Source organism: Roseovarius sp. SCSIO 43702 (genome assembly GCF_019599045.1).
Taxonomy (GTDB): Bacteria; Pseudomonadota; Alphaproteobacteria; order Rhodobacterales; family Rhodobacteraceae; genus Roseovarius.
Map to the genome: position 1 here is coordinate 516,132 of NZ_CP080623.1, position 17,479 is coordinate 533,610.

General features: G+C 66.9%; 16 protein-coding genes. 13 read left to right on the plus strand and 3 right to left on the minus strand.

Going from position 1 to position 17,479, the window contains the following annotated elements:
- The first annotated feature begins 49 nt into the window (after positions 1-49).
- The 5 genes from K1T73_RS02345 to K1T73_RS02365 all read left to right on the plus strand — a co-directional run bounded on the left by K1T73_RS02345 (position 50) and on the right by K1T73_RS02365 (position 4,830).
- On the plus strand, positions 50-850 hold the full coding sequence (locus K1T73_RS02345; protein ID WP_220602398.1) for a creatininase: 801 nt from the start codon (positions 50-52) through the stop codon (positions 848-850).
- 49 nt (positions 851-899) lie between these two features.
- Positions 900-2,018 (plus strand): PotD/PotF family extracellular solute-binding protein, encoded by a 1,119-nt coding sequence (locus K1T73_RS02350; protein ID WP_220602399.1) that lies wholly within the window; start codon positions 900-902, stop codon positions 2,016-2,018.
- 66 nt (positions 2,019-2,084) lie between these two features.
- Positions 2,085-2,930, plus strand: a complete 846-nt coding sequence (locus tag K1T73_RS02355; RefSeq protein WP_220602400.1) for an ABC transporter permease — start codon at positions 2,085-2,087, stop codon at positions 2,928-2,930.
- A complete protein-coding gene (locus tag K1T73_RS02360) occupies positions 2,930-3,727 on the plus strand; it encodes an ABC transporter permease (RefSeq protein WP_220602401.1) in 798 nt (265 codons plus the stop codon). The genes K1T73_RS02355 and K1T73_RS02360 overlap by 1 nt, the downstream gene beginning before the upstream one ends.
- Before the next feature lie 14 nt (positions 3,728-3,741).
- Complete coding sequence (locus K1T73_RS02365) at positions 3,742-4,830, plus strand: ABC transporter ATP-binding protein (protein ID WP_220602402.1); 1,089 nt, start codon at positions 3,742-3,744, stop codon at positions 4,828-4,830.
- A 39-nt stretch (positions 4,831-4,869) separates the two neighbouring features.
- Here K1T73_RS02365 and K1T73_RS02370 read toward each other — a convergent pair whose 3' ends face one another.
- Both K1T73_RS02370 and K1T73_RS02375 read right to left on the minus strand, forming a co-directional pair.
- Positions 4,870-5,673, minus strand: coding sequence for an SDR family oxidoreductase (locus K1T73_RS02370; RefSeq protein WP_220602403.1), 804 nt, complete (start codon positions 5,671-5,673; stop codon positions 4,870-4,872).
- 15 nt (positions 5,674-5,688) lie between these two features.
- Positions 5,689-7,083, minus strand: a complete 1,395-nt coding sequence (locus tag K1T73_RS02375) for a coniferyl aldehyde dehydrogenase (RefSeq protein ID WP_220602404.1) — start codon at positions 7,081-7,083, stop codon at positions 5,689-5,691.
- A gap of 325 nt (positions 7,084-7,408) precedes the next feature.
- Between K1T73_RS02375 and K1T73_RS02380 the strand changes: the two genes are divergently transcribed.
- The 8 genes from K1T73_RS02380 (at position 7,409) to K1T73_RS02415 (ending at position 16,930) form a co-directional block, all read left to right on the plus strand.
- Positions 7,409-7,615 carry a cold-shock protein gene (locus K1T73_RS02380; protein ID WP_220602405.1) on the plus strand — a complete coding sequence of 69 codons (207 nt, stop codon included), beginning with the start codon at positions 7,409-7,411 and terminating at the stop codon, positions 7,613-7,615.
- Positions 7,616-7,778: 163 nt separating this feature from the next.
- A complete protein-coding gene (gene queG, locus K1T73_RS02385) occupies positions 7,779-8,834 on the plus strand; it encodes a tRNA epoxyqueuosine(34) reductase QueG (protein ID WP_220602406.1) in 1,056 nt (351 codons plus the stop codon).
- Between the two features lie 49 nt (positions 8,835-8,883).
- Positions 8,884-10,884, plus strand: coding sequence for a hydantoinase/oxoprolinase N-terminal domain-containing protein (locus K1T73_RS02390; protein ID WP_220602407.1), 2,001 nt, complete (start codon positions 8,884-8,886; stop codon positions 10,882-10,884).
- Positions 10,885-10,972: 88 nt separating this feature from the next.
- On the plus strand, positions 10,973-12,169 hold the full coding sequence (locus K1T73_RS02395; RefSeq protein ID WP_220602408.1) for a glycine C-acetyltransferase: 1,197 nt from the start codon (positions 10,973-10,975) through the stop codon (positions 12,167-12,169).
- Positions 12,166-13,089 (plus strand): PLP-dependent cysteine synthase family protein, encoded by a 924-nt coding sequence (locus K1T73_RS02400; RefSeq protein ID WP_220602409.1) that lies wholly within the window; start codon positions 12,166-12,168, stop codon positions 13,087-13,089. Before K1T73_RS02395 ends, K1T73_RS02400 begins: the two co-directional genes overlap by 4 nt.
- 11 nt (positions 13,090-13,100) lie before the next feature.
- The gene (gene tdh, locus K1T73_RS02405) at positions 13,101-14,126 is read left to right on the plus strand and encodes an L-threonine 3-dehydrogenase (protein WP_220603582.1); all 1,026 of its coding nucleotides are present in this window, start codon (positions 13,101-13,103) and stop codon (positions 14,124-14,126) included.
- A gap of 4 nt (positions 14,127-14,130) precedes the next feature.
- Complete coding sequence (locus K1T73_RS02410; protein ID WP_220602410.1) at positions 14,131-16,107, plus strand: FAD-dependent oxidoreductase; 1,977 nt, start codon at positions 14,131-14,133, stop codon at positions 16,105-16,107.
- A gap of 1 nt (position 16,108) precedes the next feature.
- Positions 16,109-16,930, plus strand: a complete 822-nt coding sequence (locus K1T73_RS02415) for an isocitrate lyase/phosphoenolpyruvate mutase family protein (protein ID WP_220602411.1) — start codon at positions 16,109-16,111, stop codon at positions 16,928-16,930.
- 9 nt (positions 16,931-16,939) lie between these two features.
- On the opposite strand, the gene K1T73_RS02420 is transcribed toward K1T73_RS02415, so the two are convergent.
- Positions 16,940-17,458: a glutathione peroxidase gene (locus tag K1T73_RS02420; protein WP_220602412.1), complete on the minus strand. Its 519-nt coding sequence runs from the start codon at positions 17,456-17,458 to the stop codon at positions 16,940-16,942.
- Positions 17,459-17,479 lie beyond the last annotated feature (21 nt).

Sequence of the window (17,479 nt, forward strand, 5' to 3'; positions counted from 1 at the left end):
TGGCACAAGCCGCCCTAGGCTTCGGGAATCGTGATGGGGAGTGAATCTCATGCTTGGAAGCACCGTTTTTGCCGCGGAAATGGCTTGGCCTGACTATCAGGGGCGGGTGAAGGACGGCGATGTGCCGATTCTCATCCCGCTCGGCTCGATGGAGCAGCATGGCCACCATATGCCGATGCATGTCGACGTGCTGCTCCCGACGGAATTCGCCCGGCGGGCAGCGGAGCGGACGGGCGCCCTCGTCGCGCCGCCCTTCACCTATGGCTACAAGTCGCACCAGAAATCCGGCGGCGGCAATTTCTTTCCCGGCACGACCAGCCTCGACGGGGCGAGCCTCGTCAACGCGCTCAAGGACGTGGTCAAGGAATTCGTGCGCCATGGCGTGCGCAACATCTGCATCGTCAACGGCCATTTCGAGAACTCGTGGTTCATCACCGAGGGCATCGACCTGGCGCTGCGCGAATTGAACTGGGCCGGGATTGACGACGTGAAGGTCATGGTTCTGTCCTACTGGGATTTCGTCGACCAGGCGTCGATCGAGAAGCTTTATCCCAACGGCTTCCTGGGCTGGGACATCGAACATGGCGGCGTGCTGGAGACGTCGCTGATGCTGCGCCTGCACCCCGATCTCGTCTCGCTGAAGGACGCGGTCGAACATGCGCCCGCGACTTTCCCGCCCTACGACATCTATCCGGCCAAGCCCGACTGGACCCCCGCCAGCGGAACGCTGTCCTCACCGAAGGAGGCCACGGCCGAGAAGGGGGATATCTTGCTCGATGTCTGCACGAAGGGCATCGTCGACGCGATCAACGCGGAATTCGCACCCAGAGGGGCACTGGCCGCGCAATGATGCGCCCGGGAACCAAAAAAAACGACTGCCTTCCAACAAGGAGAGAAAAATGGCTGACACATTGATCCGACCCACGCGGCGCAAGCTGCTGACCATGACGGCCGGTGCCGCGCTGGCGACACCGTTCCTGTCGATCCGCGCCTCGGCGCAGACCGTGAACCTGTCGATGCTGGCGTGGTACGGCCACGCCGAACCCGATATCGTCGGCGAGTTCGAAGAGGCCAACAACGTCAAGTTCACGCCGAAATACTACACCGGCGGAGACAACATGCTGGGCCTCATCGCGCAGTCGCCTCCCGGCACCTACGACGTCATCCTGTCGGACGGCGAATATGTCCAGCAGCTGAACGCCGCGGGCTATATCCAGGAACTGGACCCGGCGGATTACCCGTTCGACGACTTCTTCCCCGAGTTTCAGAAGTTCCCCGGCCACTGGAGCGACGACAAGCTCTACTCGGTCATCACGCGTTTCGGGTTCCTCGGTGTCGCCTACAACACCGACGCCTTCACCGAAGAAGAGGCGTCGACCTACGGCATCTACGCGGACGAGCGCGCGACCGGCAAGCTGGGCCATTTCGACTGGCATCTGCCCAACCTCGGCCAGATGAGCCTCTGGAACGGCAACCCGTCGCCCTACGACATCGATTCGGCCGCGTGGCAAGCGGTGCAGGACAAGACGATGGGTCTGCGTCCGCAGGTCGGCGGCTTCTTCGACTACGGCGGCACGTTCTCGTCGCTCAAGAGCGGGCAGATGACCCTCTTTGCCGGTATCGGCGACTGGATCACCGGTGTTCTCGAGAAGAACGGCGCCCCTGTGCGCAGCGTCATCCCGCAGGAAGGCGGCCTGCAATGGACCGAGTCCTTCTCGATCGGCAAGGGCACGCAGAACTACGAGATGGCGAAGAAGTGGATCCAGTACATCACTTCGCCCGAGGGTCAGGCCAAATCGGCCGACATGGCCGCCTATCCCGCCCTCATCCCCAGCAAGGCCGGCTGGAAGGTCCTGAACGAGACCAACCCCGAAGAGGCCAAGCGTCAGAACATGGTGCTGGACGAGCGCAACGTGATGGACATGATCCGCGAGGGCCAGATCCAGTTCCGGCAACTGCCGGTGCAACAGGATCTTGGCGAGTGGAACGATTTCTGGTCCGACTACAAGGCGTCCTGAGCCTGAATTCCGCCGGGGCCCGCACATGGGCCCCGGCACATCACCGTCCTCTCACCCGGAAGATCCATGAGCAAACGCCCGAGCCTATTCTCGCTTGTCCTGGCACTGCCGCTGCTGATCTGGCAGCTGGCGTTTTTCCTGTTCCCGCTGGTCTTCCTGGTCGCGATCAGCTTCTGGACCGTCAAGATGTTCCAGATGCAGCCGGATCTCAGCTTTGACAACTGGCACCGGATCCTGACCCGAAGCGTGTTCTGGGACGCCTACCTCCAGACCACCATCCTGGCCACCTCCGCCGCCGTGCTGACCAGCGTGATCGCCTTCCCGGCCTCTTACGCCATCTCCTTCAAGATGAGCGAGACGGCGAAGCGCTGGCTGATCTTCGTGCTGATCATTCCCTTCTTCACCAGCTACCTGGTGCGTGTCTATTCGTGGCAGGTGTTCCTCACCGATGCGGGCATCATCAACTCGGCGCTCGCCTATGTCGGGCTCGGTCCCTTCCCGATGCTGAACAACAATTTCGGCACCCTCGTGGGGATGGTCACGCTCTGCCTGCCGCTGGTGATCCTGTTGCAGACCTTCAGCCTGAATTTCGTGAACCGCGACCTGATCGAGGCGGCTCACAACCTGCGCTGCGGGCGGGTGCGGACGGTTTTCGCGGTCATCGTGCCTTCGGCCAGGGTGGGCCTCGTCATCGCGGCGCTGTTCGCCTTCATCCTGTCGTTCGGCGATTTCGTCAGCCCGCTCTATCTCGGGGGCGGCAACCCGCCGACGCTGTCTATCATGATCACCGACATCACCAAGTCCGGGCAGCAATGGCCGCGCGCCGCCGTGGTCGCGGTGACGATGATCGTCACGCTGATGACCGTCGCGCTCGCCGCCGTCACCTACGCCTACAAGGAGCGTGGCAAGTAATGGGAAACGAGAACAAACTGATCAACGGCCTGCTGGTGTTCTACATCGCGCTGTGCCTGCTCTTCATATTCGCGCCGATCGCCGGAAGCTTCGTTTTCTCTCTGAACTCCGACCGCTTCCCCTCGCTTCCCTTGGGCGAATTTTCCCTCAAGTGGTATAGCGCGATCTGGGAGGATCCGCTGGTCTGGGCCGGTTTCGGCAACACCGTGCTCGTCGGGCTCACGGTCGCGGTCATCGCCACCACGCTCGGCTTCGGCGGGGCCTATACCGACTATCGCTACAACTTCTTCGGCAAGTCCTTCTACCTCGCGCTGGCGCTGCTGCCGCCGACGATCCCCGTGGTCATCATGGGCCTCGCGATGCTGGCGTTCCTGTCGCGCATCGACCTGTCGGGCAGCACAATTTCGGTCATCATTGCCCACGGCGTCATGTGCAGCCCCTTTGCCATGGCCATCATCCGCCTGCGCCTGTCGCAGATGGACCCGGACCTCGAGGCGGCGGCGTGGAACCTTGGCGGGAATGAATGGGCGACGCTGCGCCACGTCATCATCCCCTTCACCAAACCCGCGCTCTTTGCCGCGCTCTTCATCACCATGGCGGTCTCGTTCGACGAGTTCGCGGTCGCATGGTTCGTCTCGGGCCTGAACGAGACGCTGCCGGTCAAGATCCTCGGCTTCCTGCAAGGTCAGGTCAGCCCGCGCATCAACGCCATCGGCTCGCTCGCCTTCCTCAGCTCGATGACGCTGATCATTCTGGCACAGCTTCTCCTGCGCAACCCCGACGCCGGAAAGAAATAGAAATGGACGGTCCAATGACATCACCCGCCATCGTCAAGTTCGACAACGTGGTCAAGAAATTCGGCGATTTCGTCGCCGTCGAGAGGGCGGATTTCGAGATCGCCCGTGGCGAATTCCTGGCCATCATGGGCTCGTCCGGCTGCGGCAAGACGACGACATTGCGAATGCTGGCCGGTCTCGAAGATCCCACCAGCGGCGACATCTATCTCGATGGGGAGCGCGTGAACGGGCGCGCCACCTGGGATCGCGATACACCGATGGTCTGGCAGAGCCTCGCGCTTTTCCCCTTCCTCACCGTTCAGGAAAACGTCGAGTTCTCGTTGAAGATGCGCGGCGTCGGCAAGGCCGAGCGCGCCGAGCGCGCGCGCAAGTGGCTCGAGCGGATGCAGATCACCGAGTTCGCGGACCGCAACATCGCCCAGCTTTCGGGTGGTCAGAGGCAGCGCGTCGCACTGGCCCGCGCCCTCGTGACCGAACCCAAGATCCTGCTTCTGGACGAGCCGCTCTCGGCGCTCGACGCGCATCTCAAGGTGCGGATGCAGGCCGTCCTGTCGAACCTGCAAAAGGATCTGGGCATCACCTTCGTCTATGTCACCCACTCCATGTCCGAGGCGTTCTCGATGGCCGACCGCGTGGTCATCATGAGCCGCGGCCGGATCGAGCAGATCGGCACCCCGGAGGAAATCTACCGCGAACCCAACAACCGCTTCGTCGCAGAATTCCTCGGCTCGGCCAACATTTTCGAGGCCACCGTCGACGAGAAGGTCGCGGAGGGCTGGAAAGTCACCCATGACGAGGGCAGCGCGATCATCCCGGCAGGCGAGTTGCAGGACGCCAAACCGGGTGACAAGATCACCTTCATCGTCAGCGCCGAGAACATGCAGTTGAGTGCGCCGGACGGCAATATCGACGGAATCGAGGCGACGGTCGCGGGTGACGAATTCGTCGGCGGCACCGCCATGGTCTTTCTCGAGACGGCGACGGGCAAGGAAATCAAGGTGCAGAAATCCCACGAGGAACTGAGCGCCCTGAACCACAAGGCCGGATCGAAACTGGTCGTGAGCTGGAGCCCCGAGCACTGCCATGTCCTGCCCGACGAGTGAACGCCGGGGCCTGATCATCCCGCCGGATGCCTGCAGCGCCTAGCGCCTGCGGCCGGTGAACTCTGTCATGCTTTCGTAGATCCCGAAAAAGCGCCCGACGACGATGTCGAAGAGCCGCACCGGAAGGATACCGCGGACCAGCGGCAGGATATTGACGATCGCGGGCATCCGCAGGAATACGCGGTCGCGTTCGATGGCGCGGACGATCCGGCTGGCCACCGGTGCGGGTTTCAGGATCGGGATGACGGGCGATTTGACCCCGTCGAACATGCCCGTGTCGATGTAGTAGGGAAGCACCGTCGTCACCCGCACACCGGACGTCCCGCTCTCCATTTCCAGGCGCAGCGAATCCGACCATCCGACCACCGCCCACTTGCTCGCGCAATAGACCGACATGCCCGGGTTGGAGATCAGGCCGGCGGCCGAGGCGATGTTGACCACGTGGCCCGCCCCGCGCGCCATCATCCCGGGCAGCAAGGCGCGGGTCAGATGCATCAGCGCGGTCGTGTTGACCGCCATGGTGCGGTCGATATCGGCATGGTCATGCTCGGCAAACGGCCGCCCCACGACGATACCGGCGTTGTTGATCAGGATATCCACGGGCGGGCCCGTCTCACCGATCTGGCCGGCACTTTCCAGCACGGCCGCGGTATCGGTCACGTCGATCCGGTGGAACTCGGCCCTCGGGCCCAGGCGCTCGGCCGCCGCGGCGATGTTCTCGTCGCTCACATCCCAGACGATCAGGCGGCCCAGCCCTTTGCCCAGCATCTCTTCGCCCATCAACAGGCCGATGCCCGAGGCTCCGCCGGTGATCAGGGCCGTGCGGCCGGTAATGTCGGTCATGGTGTGTCTCCCTGCCTAGCGGCCCAGGACGCGGATCACGAAGTCCGCCAACTTGCCGAATGGCGGGCCGATGACCTCGAACGCGTTGAAGAAGCCCGGCTTGTAGATCGACCGTGCATGGCTCATCCGGCGAAACCCGTCGCGTCCGTGATACGCGCCGATGCCACTGTCGCCGACCCCGCCGAACGGCAGATCGTCCTGCGCGATATGCAGCAGCGTGCCGTTGAGCGTGACGCCCCCCGAGATGGCCCCGTCGAGGATCGTCCCGCGCGCGGTCCGGTCATCGGTGAAGGCATAAAGCGCAAGTGGCCGCGCGTGACGGTTGATGAAGGCAAGCGCCTCGTCGAGCGAGCCGTAGGTCACGATGGGCAGGATCGGCCCGAAGATCTCCTCTCTCAGAAGCAGGCACTGTCCGGGCGCGTCGATCACCAGCGTCGGCGCGATCTTGTCGCCGTAATCCCCCGAAGGCCGCAGGATCGTCGCGCCGCCCTCCCGCGCCTCCTCCACCGCCTCCACCAGGCGGTTCCGGTGCCGCGCGGTGATGATGTCGGCATACCCGCCCTCCGACCGTGCGGCGGGATAGGCGCTCTCGATCCGGTCGATGATCTGGCGCGCCAGCGCCTCGGCCTTCCCCTCGGGCACCAGCACGTAGTCGGGCGCGATGCAGGTCTGGCCGGCATTGGTGAACTTGCCCAGCACGATCGAGCGCGCGGCCTTGTCGAGCGGGTAGTCGGGCGCCACCACGGCCGGCGACTTGCCCCCCAACTCCAGCGTGACGGGGGTGAGGTTGGCCGCCGCCGCCTGCATCACCTTGCGCCCCACGGCGGTCGACCCGGTAAAGATCAGGTGATCGAACGGAAGCGCCGAGAAAGCCTGCGCCACCTCGACACCCCCCGTCTCGACCGTGACGACATCCGCGTCGAAATAGTTCGAGACGAGCCGCTTCAGAAGCTCGGAGAAGCCGGGCGTCAGCTCGGATGGCTTGATCATGGCACGGTTGCCGGCGCCAAGGACATCGACCAGCGGCCCGAGCGCAAGCAGGAGCGGATAGTTCCAGGGCGAGATGATCCCGACCACGCCCAGCGGCTCGTGACGCACCCAGGCCGAACCGGGCTGAAACGGCCAGGCCACGTGCCGGCGCTCATCGCGCATCCAACGTCCCAGGTGGCGCGACGTGTTGCGCAGGGTGTTGAGAAGCGGCACGATTTCCAGAAGCTCGGTCTCCTTGCGGGGCCGGCCACCGAAATCCGTGTCGATGACGCGGGCAATCTCGTCGCGGTTCTCGACCACCATGCGCCGAAGCGAAGAAAGCCGATCTTTCCGTGTCGCCAGCTCGGGCAGGCGGTCACGCCGGGACGCCTTCCGCATCGTGTCGAAGGCCGGAAATTCGGGATGAGCTTCATCTTTCATGCGCGGGCTTCCTCTTGCTGACGGTCGCAGGCACCCGGTCGTTCCAACCCGGTTGCCAGGGACATGCCCGATATACCATGCCAGCGCATCGTGCCGATTCCTATTCCCGGCCACGCGCGCGTAACGTCGCGTAGTTCTGGCCGAATGATCGGGCCGGACCGATTGGCCATGGACAAAGCGCCCCCACTCTGTCAGAAGGACGACGCTACGTTACTTCAGTCGATCTCCTGCTTTCCCTTCCGGACCTCAGCGAACTCGATACTGGCAAACTGCGCCACGCTGTTGCACTTCCGCGAACAGGTTGAAAACTAAAGGAGATCACACGATGGCCAATGGCACCGTGAAATGGTTCAATTCCACCAAAGGCTTCGGCTTTATTGCCCCCGCGAATGGCGGAAAGGACGTCTTCGTCCATATTTCCGCGCTCGAGCGCGCGGGCCTCACGTCGCTGGACGACAATCAGGAAGTCACGTTCGACATCGAATCCGGCCGTGACGGCCGCGAGTCGGCGACGAATCTTCAGCTCGCCTGAGCGATAGATCCGAATTCGGAACAGGGCGCCCCCGGGCGCCCTTTTTCGTTGCGCCGGCTTTGTGGGGCAATGCTCCTCCGTTTTCGCAACGCCCAGAAACCCCTCGAATCCGCGTGGCGGGAATGATACCGCTCCGGCAGGGATATCTCCGGCAAGAAGACGCATGACGACGCTCAAGGACAGGCTGGTCGCCCAGGCGGTGGAGGAGGGGTTCGACCTCGCGCGGATCTGTCGGCCCTGGGACGTGCCGCAGGTGCCCGAGCGGCTGGCCGAGTTCCTGCGTCAGGGGCGCCACGGGCAGATGACATGGCTCGAAGGCCGCAGCCATTGGCGCGGCGATCCACATGCCCTCTGGCCCGAGGCGCGATCGGTCATCATGCTGGGCGAAAGCTACACACCCCAGAGCGACCCCACCGCGACGCTGGAGCGACCGGACGTGGGTACGATCTCGGTCTATGCGCGGGGGAGGGACTACCACGACACGGTCAAGAAGCGCCTGAAGCGACTGGCGCGGTGGCTCATAGCGGCGGCGGGAAACGAGACCGAAGTCAAGGTGTTCGTCGACACCGCCCCGGTGCCGGAAAAGCCGCTGGGACAGGCCGCCGGTCTCGGCTGGCAGGGCAAGCACACCAACCTGCTGAGCCGCGATCTGGGCAACTGGTTCTTCATCGGCTCGATCTTCACCACGCTCGACCTGCCGGTGGACCCGCCCGAGATCGATCATTGCGGCTCCTGCCGGGCCTGCCTCGACGCCTGCCCGACCGATGCGTTCCCCGCGCCCTACCAACTGGATGCGCGGCGCTGCATCTCGTATCTGACGATCGAGCATCACGGGCCGGTCGACCCCGCCCTGCGGCCGCTCATGGGCAACCGCATCTACGGCTGTGACGATTGCCTCGCCGCCTGCCCGTGGAACAAGTTCGCCGTCGCCGCCCGCGAGACGCGCTATCATGCGCGCGACGACCTCGATGCGCCGCCGCTGGCCGAACTGGCGACGCTCGACGACGCCGCCTTCCGCGCGAAGTTCTCGGGCAGCCCGATCAAGCGCATCGGCCGCGACCGCTTCCTGCGCAACGTGCTCTACGCCATCGGCAATTCCGGCGATGCCGCGCTGGTGCCCAGTGCCGAGGCGCATCTGGACGATCCCGACGAGACGGTGCGCGACGCCGCGCGCTGGGCGCTGGAGCGACTGAAATCTGACGCAAACGGGCTGGCATGAGCCGCGCCCGAGCCGCTACATCCGGCAGGACGAAGACGAGGGACGGGCCATGGCGCTTTTGCTTGGGGTGGATACGGGCGGCACCTATACCGACGCGGTGCTGGTGCGTGACGAGGAAACGGTCGTGGCGTCGGCCAAGGCGCTCACCACGCGGCACGATCTGGCCCTTGGCATCGGCGAGGCGGTCGAGGCCGTCCTGACGCAAAGCGGCGTCGACGTGGCCGGGATCGGGATGGCGTCGCTCTCGACCACGCTGGCCACCAATGCGCTGGTCGAGGGGCAGGGCGGGCGTGTGGCCCTCGTCTACGTGGGCTTCCGCGAGCGTGACCTCGACGCGCATGGACTTCGCGAGGCGCTCGCGGGCGACCCGGCGCTCGTGCTGACGGGTGGGCATGACCACGCCGGCGGCGAGGCCGCACCGCTCGATCATGCGGCGCTGGCGGACTGGCTGGCCGAGGATCGCGGCATCTCGGCCTTCGCGGTCGCGGGGCAATTCGCCACGCGCAACCCCGCGCATGAACTGGCCGTGGCCGACATGATCCGCGAGATGACCGGGCGCCCGGTCTCGTGTTCGCATCACCTCTCGGCCCGGCTTGGCGGGCCGAAACGCGCGCTCACCGCCGTGCTCAACGCGCGGCTCATCGGGATGATCGCGCGGCTCATCGAGCGGGCCGAGTCGAAACTGGGCGAACTGGGAATCGCCGCGCCGCTCATGGTGGTGCGCGGCGACGGCGCGCTCATCAGCGCCGCCCAGGCGCGCGAGCGTCCCATCGAGACGATCCTGAGCGGCCCCGCGGCCTCGATCGTCGGCGCACGCTGGCTGACGGGGGCGGATTTCGCACTCGTCTCGGACATCGGCGGAACCACGACCGACGTGGCCGTGCTGCGCGATGGACGGCCCGCGATCGACCCGGCGGGCGCGCAGGTGGGGCCGTGGCGCACCATGGTCGAGGCCGTGGCCATGCGCACCACCGGCCTTGGCGGTGACAGCGAGGTGCATGTGCTGGACGAGGGGCTGCGGGGCGGTGTCACGCTCGGTCCGCGCCGTCTCGTCCCGGTGAGCCTTCTGGCGCGGGAGGCGCCCGAGGCGGTGCATGCGGCGCTTGACGAGCAGCTGCGCGCCACCGCGCCGGGCGAGCATGACGCGCGCTTCCTGCGCGCCGTGCCGGGCGTCGAGGCCGACGGCCTGCCCGAACGTGACGCGGCGCTTCTGGCGCGGATCGGCGACACGGTGCAGCCGCTGGATCGCGTCCTGCGCACCCGGATGGAGGCCCAGGCGCTCAGGCGGCTCGTTTCGCGCGGGCTCGTGCAGGTGGGCGGCGTCACGCCTTCGGACGCGAGCCATGTGACCGGCGCGCTCGACGCCTGGGATGCCGGGGCGGCGGCGAAGGCGCTCGACCTCGTGGCGCGCAAGCGTACCGGCTCGGGCAACCGGCTTGCCCCCGACGCGGCCACGCTCGCCCGGATGATCGTCGACCGCCTCACCCACCAGACGAGCCTCGTGCTTCTGGAAAGCGCCTTCGACGAGGACGCGCACGAGTTCGGTGATCCCGCGCCGGTCCTCGCGCGCCATGTTCTCACGCAGCGCGGGCTTGACGGGCACCGCGGGCTGGTGCGGCTTTCGGCGGGGCTCGACGTGCCGGTGATCGGGCTCGGCGCCTCTGCGCCAAGCTATTACCCGGCCGTCGGCACGCGGCTCGGTTGCGAGATGATCCTGCCGCCCCATGCCGGTGTGGCCAATGCCATCGGCGCGGTCGTGGGCCGCGTCACGATCCGCAGGACGGGAACGGTCACTGTGCCGGGCGAGGGGCGTTACCGCGCCCATCTCGAGACCGGCCCCGAGGATCACGGCACCGAGACGGCGGCGCTGGAGGCGATGACCGCGCATCTCCGGCAGGCGGCGCGCGCCGAGGCCATCACCGCCGGGGCCGAGGACGTGCAGGTCACCGTCCATACCGAGATCCGCAAGGCACAGGCCGAGGCGCGCGAGGTGTTCCTAGAGGCCGAGATCACCGTCGAGGCGACCGGCCGCCCGCGCATCGCGACCTGAGCGGCCGGGTGACGCCCCCTGCGCCCACGGGTGGCCAGCAGCCGCGCGTCGGAGTATTCCTTGCAGGACGCAGCACGAGGAGATGACCATGCAGGCGGCCCAGAGGTTCAACGACGACATCAACGCGCGGCTCGAGGATCTGAAATCCGAAGGTCTCTACAAGACCGAGCGGGTCATCACCTCGATGCAGGCGGGCGAGGTGGAGCTCGCGGGCGGGCAGGAGGTCATCAACCTCTGCGCCAACAACTACCTCGGGCTTGCCGATGATCCGCGCATCATCGAGGCCGCGCATCAGGCGCTCGATCGCTACGGGTTCGGCATGGCCTCGGTCCGCTTCATCTGCGGCACGCAGGAAGAGCACAAGGAGCTCGAGGCGCGCATCGCCGGGTTCCTCGGCAAGGAGGACAGCATCCTCTACGCCGCGGCCTTCGATGCGAATACGGGCCTCTTCGAGACGATTCTCGGACCCGAGGACGCAATCATCTCGGACGCGCTCAACCACGCCTCGATCATCGACGGCGTGCGCCTCTGCAAGGCGCAGCGGCTGCGTTACGGGAATTCCGACATGGCCGATCTCGAACGCTGCCTGAAGGAGGCGCAGGGCGCGCGCCACCGGCTCATCGCCACCGATGGCGTGTTCTCGATGGATGGCTACTACGCGCGGCTGGACGAGATCTGCGACCTCGCCGACCGCTACGACGCGTTGGTGATGGTGGACGATTGCCACGCGACGGGGTTCGTCGGCCCCACGGGGCGCGGCACGGCCGAGAAATTCGGCGTGACCGACCGCGTGGACATCATGACCGGCACGCTCGGCAAGGCGCTGGGCGGGGCGTCGGGCGGCTACACCGCGGCCTCCGCACCGGTGGTCGATTGGCTCCGTCAGCGCTCGCGGCCCTATCTCTTCTCGAACACGTTGGCGCCCGTCATCGCGGCGGCCTCGCTCAAGGTGTTCGACCTGCTCGAGGAAGGCGGCGAGCTGCGCGCGCAGGTGTGGGAGAATGCCGCCTATTTCCGCGAGAAGATGACCGCGCTCGGCTTCGAGCTTCTGCCGGGCGACCACGCGATCATCCCCGTCATGCTGCGCGACCCGAAACTGGCGCAGGAAATGGCCGCGAAACTGGGCGAGCACGGCGTCTACGTTACCGCCTTCAGCTTCCCGGTCGTGCCGAAGGGACAGGACCGCATCCGCACCCAGATGAGCGCGGCCCATACCCGGCCCATGCTCGACCGCGCGATCGACGCCTTCGGCGCGGTGGGGCGCGATCTGGGCGTGATCTCGTGATCCTGCCCTCGGTCGTCGAGGCCATCGGCGACACGCCCCTGGTCGAGTTGCGCCGGATCAGGGACGCGTTGGAGCTCGAGGGTCGGCTGCTGGCCAAGCTCGACAACCTCCTGCCCGGCTATTCCAAGAAGGACCGCGCCGCCCGCGCCGTGATCGAGGAGGCGCGCGCATCGGGTGCGCTGGCCGGGGGCCAGCCGGTGGTCGAGCTGACCTCGGGCAACATGGGCACCGGCCTCGCCATCGTCTGCGGCGTGCTGGGTCACCCCTTCGTCGCGGTGATGAGCGAGGGCAACTCGCCCGAGCGCGCCCGGATGATGCGCAGCCTGGGCGCCGAGGTCGTGCTCGTCCCGCAGGCCGAGGGCAGCAGGCCGGGCGAGGTATCGGGCCGCGACCTCGCGCTGGTCGAGGAGGCGGCGCAACGGCTCACCGCCGAGCGCGGCGCCTTCCGCGCCGACCAGTTTCGCGTGCCGGCCAACCCCCGCGCGCACGAAACCGGCACCGCGCCCGAGATATGGGAGCAGTCGGGCGGCACCGTGACGGCGTTCTGCGACTTCATCGGCTCCGGCGGTACGCTGGGCGGCACCGCGCGATTCCTCGGTCCGAAGGGTGTGCGCTGCTACGGCGTGGACCCCGACCGCGCCGATCACCCGATCCAGGGCGGCGGCTATGACATGTCGGACCTGCCGCATCTCGACGGCATCGACCTCGCCGGAAGGCTCACGGTGTCGGGCGAGGACGCCCGCTTCCACGCCCGCCTCCTTGCCCGGCGCGAGGGCATCTTCGGCGGCTATTCCGCCGGCGCGAACCTCGCCGCCGCCTGCCGCCTGTTGCAAGGCCCGGAAAAGGGCGGCACGGTCGCCTTCGTGGTCTGCGACAGCGGCCTCAAATACCTGTCCACCGACCTATGGGAGGGCGCGTAATGACGAACGAGATGAAGGCACTGGTCAAGGCAAAGCCCGAACCCGGCCTCTGGATGGAGCGTGTGCCGGTGCCCGAACCCGGGCCGAACGACGTGCTGATCAAGGTGCGCAAGTCCGCGATCTGCGGGACCGACGTGCATATCTGGAAATGGGACGAGTGGAGCGCCAAAACCGTGCCCGTTCCGATGGTCGTGGGCCATGAATTCGTTGGCGAGATCGCCGACATGGGATCGGCGGCCACGAAATTCCGCATCGGTCAGCGCGTCTCGGGCGAGGGGCACATCGTCTGCGGCACCTGCCGCAACTGCCGCGCGGGGCGCGGGCATCTCTGCCGCAACACCAAGGGCGTGGGCGTGAACCGCCCCGGCAGTTTCGCGGAATATGTCTGCATCCCCGAGGACAATGTCGTGCCCATCCCCGACGATATCCCCGACGAGATCGCCGCCATCTTCGACCCGTTCGGAAACGCCGTGCACACGGCGCTCAGCTTCGACCTGGTGGGCGAGGACGTGCTGGTGACCGGCGCGGGCCCCATCGGCATCATGGGCGCGCTGGTGGCTCAGAAGGTGGGCGCGCGCAAGGTCGTGATCACGGACATCAACCCCTACCGCCTGACCCTCGCGCGCGAGATGGGCGTGCAATACGTGGTCGATGTGGCAAACGAGGAGCTGCGCACCGTCATGGACGAGATCGGCATGACCGAGGGCTTCGACGTGGGTCTCGAGATGTCGGGCGCGGCGGCGGCCATGCAGCAGATGATCGCGCGCATGAACAACGGCGGCAAGATCGCGCTTCTGGGTATCGCGCCCACGGAATTCGCCGTCGACTGGAACGCGCTCATCTTCAAGATGCTCCACGTCAAGGGCATCTATGGCCGCGAGATGTTCGAGACCTGGTACAAGATGATCGCGCTGGTGCAATCGGGGCTCGACGTGTCGGGCCTCATTACGCACCGCATCGGGATCGACGATTACGAGGACGGCTTCGCGGCGATGATCTCGGGCAATTCCGGCAAGGTCGTGATGGATTGGGGCTGAAACAGTGTCTGATTTTCCGCGTCTCACCTCGTCCTACCGGCTTCGGCACAAGACGGTGCGCAACCGCGTCACCTTCGGCGCGCATACGGCCAACATGTCCGAGAACGGCCTGCCGGGCGCACAGTTCGGCGCCTACCTCCTCGAACGCGCGTTGGGCGGGGCGGGCATGATCGTGGCCGAGCCGATGCCGGTCCACCGCACCGGCGTGCTCACCCGAGGGAATTTCCTGCCGGAAACGGACGACATCATTCCGGCCTTCCGCAGGATCGTGGAGCCCGTGCAGGAGGCGGGCGCGGTGATCCTGCAACAGCTCTACCATGTCGGCGCGCATGGCGATTCCGACCTGAGTTTCGCGCCCCATTGGGGCCCCTCGGGCCTGCCCTCCTACCACGACAGCGACGGCAGCCACGCCATGACCGGGGCCGAGATCGAGGAGATGATCGCGGCCTTCATCGCGGCGGCGGTGCGGTGCCGGAAGGCCGGGTTCGACGGCGTCGAGATCTGGGCCGCCTACCATTCGCTTCTCGAGCAGTTCTGGACCCCCTGGAGCAACCGGCGCGATGACGACTGGGGCGGCAGCCTCGCGAACCGCACGCGCCTCTCGATGCGCATTCTCGAAGGCATCCGCGCGGCCTGTGGCGAGGATTTCATCGTCGGCATGTCGGTCTCGTGGTCCGACACCTACCCGGTGCTCCACGACATCGACGAGCTGACCGAGATCGTGGCGCTGCACGATGCGACGGGGCATCTCGATTACGTCACCTGCGGCTCGGGCGGGTATCTCGACTTCGAGCAGCTCATGCCCACCTTCGCCGTGGGCGAGAAGCTGACGGTGCCCGCCACGCTCGCGCTGAAACAGGCTCTGACACACGCCAGGGTGCAGGCAGAGAGCGGCATCCGCACGCCCGAGAACGCCGAAACCGTGCTCAGTTCGGGCGAGGCCGACATGGTCTCGATCGTGCGCGGCCAGATCGCCGACCCGCACCTCGCCCGCAAGCTGACCGAGGGCCGCGCCGCGGATATCCGCGGCTGCATCTCCTGCAACCAGATGTGCTGGGGCCGGCGCTCGCGCGACTACTGGATCTCGTGCCTGATCAACCCCTCCGCCGGACGCGAGCATATCTGGGGCGGCGACCGTTTTTCCGTCTCCGACACAGCGCAACACGTCCTTGTCGTGGGCGGCGGACCGGCAGGGCTCGAGGCCGCGCGCGTCGCGGCGGAGCGTGGCCACCGTGTCGAGCTGCACGAGGCCGCGCCGATGATCGGCGGACAGTTCCGCCTGGCAGGCGAACAGCCCCGCCGCGCCCAGATCCTCGATCTTCTCGACTGGTACGAACGGCAATTCGCGCGGCTGGGCGTCACCCTGCGCCTCAACTCGTTCCTCGATGCCGACGACATTCGCGCGATCGGGGCCGACCGCGTCATCCTCGCCACCGGCTCGCTGCCCGACGAGGACGCGACGCAGCGCTGGCTGCCGCAACTGGGCACCTTGCCCGGCCTCGCCAACGGGCAGGTCCACGCGCCCGAGGACGTGATGCGCCGCGAGGCGCGGCTGGGCGACGCGGTCATCGTCTATGACGAGGGCGGCACGATGCGTGGCCTTGGCACCGCCTGGCACCTGGCCGAGGCCGGGCACCGCGTCACGCTCGTCACACCCGATCCGATGGTCGGCCGCGAACTGGTCCGCACCTCCGCCGACATTCCGATCCGCGCCACCCTCGCGCGGCTCGGCGTGCGGTTCCTGACCGAACATGCCATCGCGCATTGGCACGGGCAGGGGGCACGGCTCCGCAACCTGCTGACCGGCGAGGAAATGGACGAGCCCGCCTCCGCCCTCGTCATGTCCACCACCAACCGCGCTTTCGACCCTCTTTCGGCCGAACTCGCCGATCTGTCGCCCATTCTCGTCGGCGATGCCCAGGCCCCGCGCCAGGCGCCTTACGCGTTCTACGAGGGCCGCAGGGCCGGGATGGAGATCTGACATGACCGACCGCCACGCCAGCTTCCGCGCGCTCCACCGCCCCGGCGATCCCTTCGTGCTGCCCAATGCCTGGGACCGCGGCACGGCGCGCATGTTCGAGGCGTCGGGCGCGGCCGCGATCGCCACGACCTCGGCCGGGCACAGCTTCAGCCAGGGCCGCGTCGATGGCGGCACGCTCACCCGAGACGAGGCGCTCGCCCACGTGCAGGATCTCGTCTCGGCCGTGCGCATCCCCGTGTCGGGCGATTTCGAGAACGGCTTCGGCGAGGCACCCGAGCAGGTCGCGGAAACCATCCGCCTTGCCGCCGAGGTGGGCCTGTCGGGCTGTTCGATCGAGGATACCGCGCTGCCGGAATTCACGCCCTACGAAGCCCGTCTCTCGGTCGAGCGCATACGCGCGGGCGCAGCGGCGGCGCGCGCCCTGCCACATGACTTCGTGCTGGTGGCCCGCGCCGACGGGGTGATGCTGGGCCAGTATGACCTCGACGAGGCGATCCGCCGGATCCGGGCCTACGAAGAGGCGGGGGCGGATTGCGTCTACGTGCCGGGCCTGCCCGATGGCGCGGCGGCGCGTCGCGTGATCGAGAGTGTCGGCGTGCCCGTCAACATCCTTGCCTCCGGCCCGTTTTCGGCTCTGACACAGGCGGATTTCGCCTGTCTGGGGGCGGCGCGCCTTTCGACGGGCGGTGCGCTTGCGCGGGTCGCCTACGGCGCGGCGATCGCGGCGGTGCGCCGGATGCTCGGCGGCGATTTCACCGACCTCTCGCGCGCAGCGGCCGAGGACGACATCAACGCGTTGCTCACGCGAAACGGCGGCAGCTGACCGCCCGGTTCAGTCCAGAACCGCCTCGATATCCCGCGTCATCCGGCCCGAAAGCGGGCTCACCGGGCTGCCATAGGTGGCGGCGACCCGGCCCTCGCGGTCGATCAGGATCTTGTTGAAGTTCCACGCCGGCTCGAACCCCGTCTCGGCGGCCACCGACCGATAGAAGGGATGCGCGGCCTTGCCCCTGACCGGCGTGATCCCGGTCATCGGCATGTCGATCCCGTAGGTCAGCGTGCAGAACTCCTTGACCTCGGCATCGCTGGCGAGCTCCTGCCGGAAATCATCCGAGGGCACGGCCAGAACCACGAGCCCCCGCGCGCGATAGCGGTCATAGAGCGCCTGAAGCTCTTCGTATTGCCGGGTAAATGCACAACGCGACGCGGTGTTGACCACGAGCACCGGCTGCCCCGCCCATTGCGACAGGCTGAGCGTGCCGCCGTCGATGTTGCGAAACCGCGCGTCGAGATCGAGCGCGGCGGCCGGCAGCGCGAGGACGAGGGCGAAAAGCAGGGCGAAAAGGCGCATATGCGTATCTCCTTCATATGG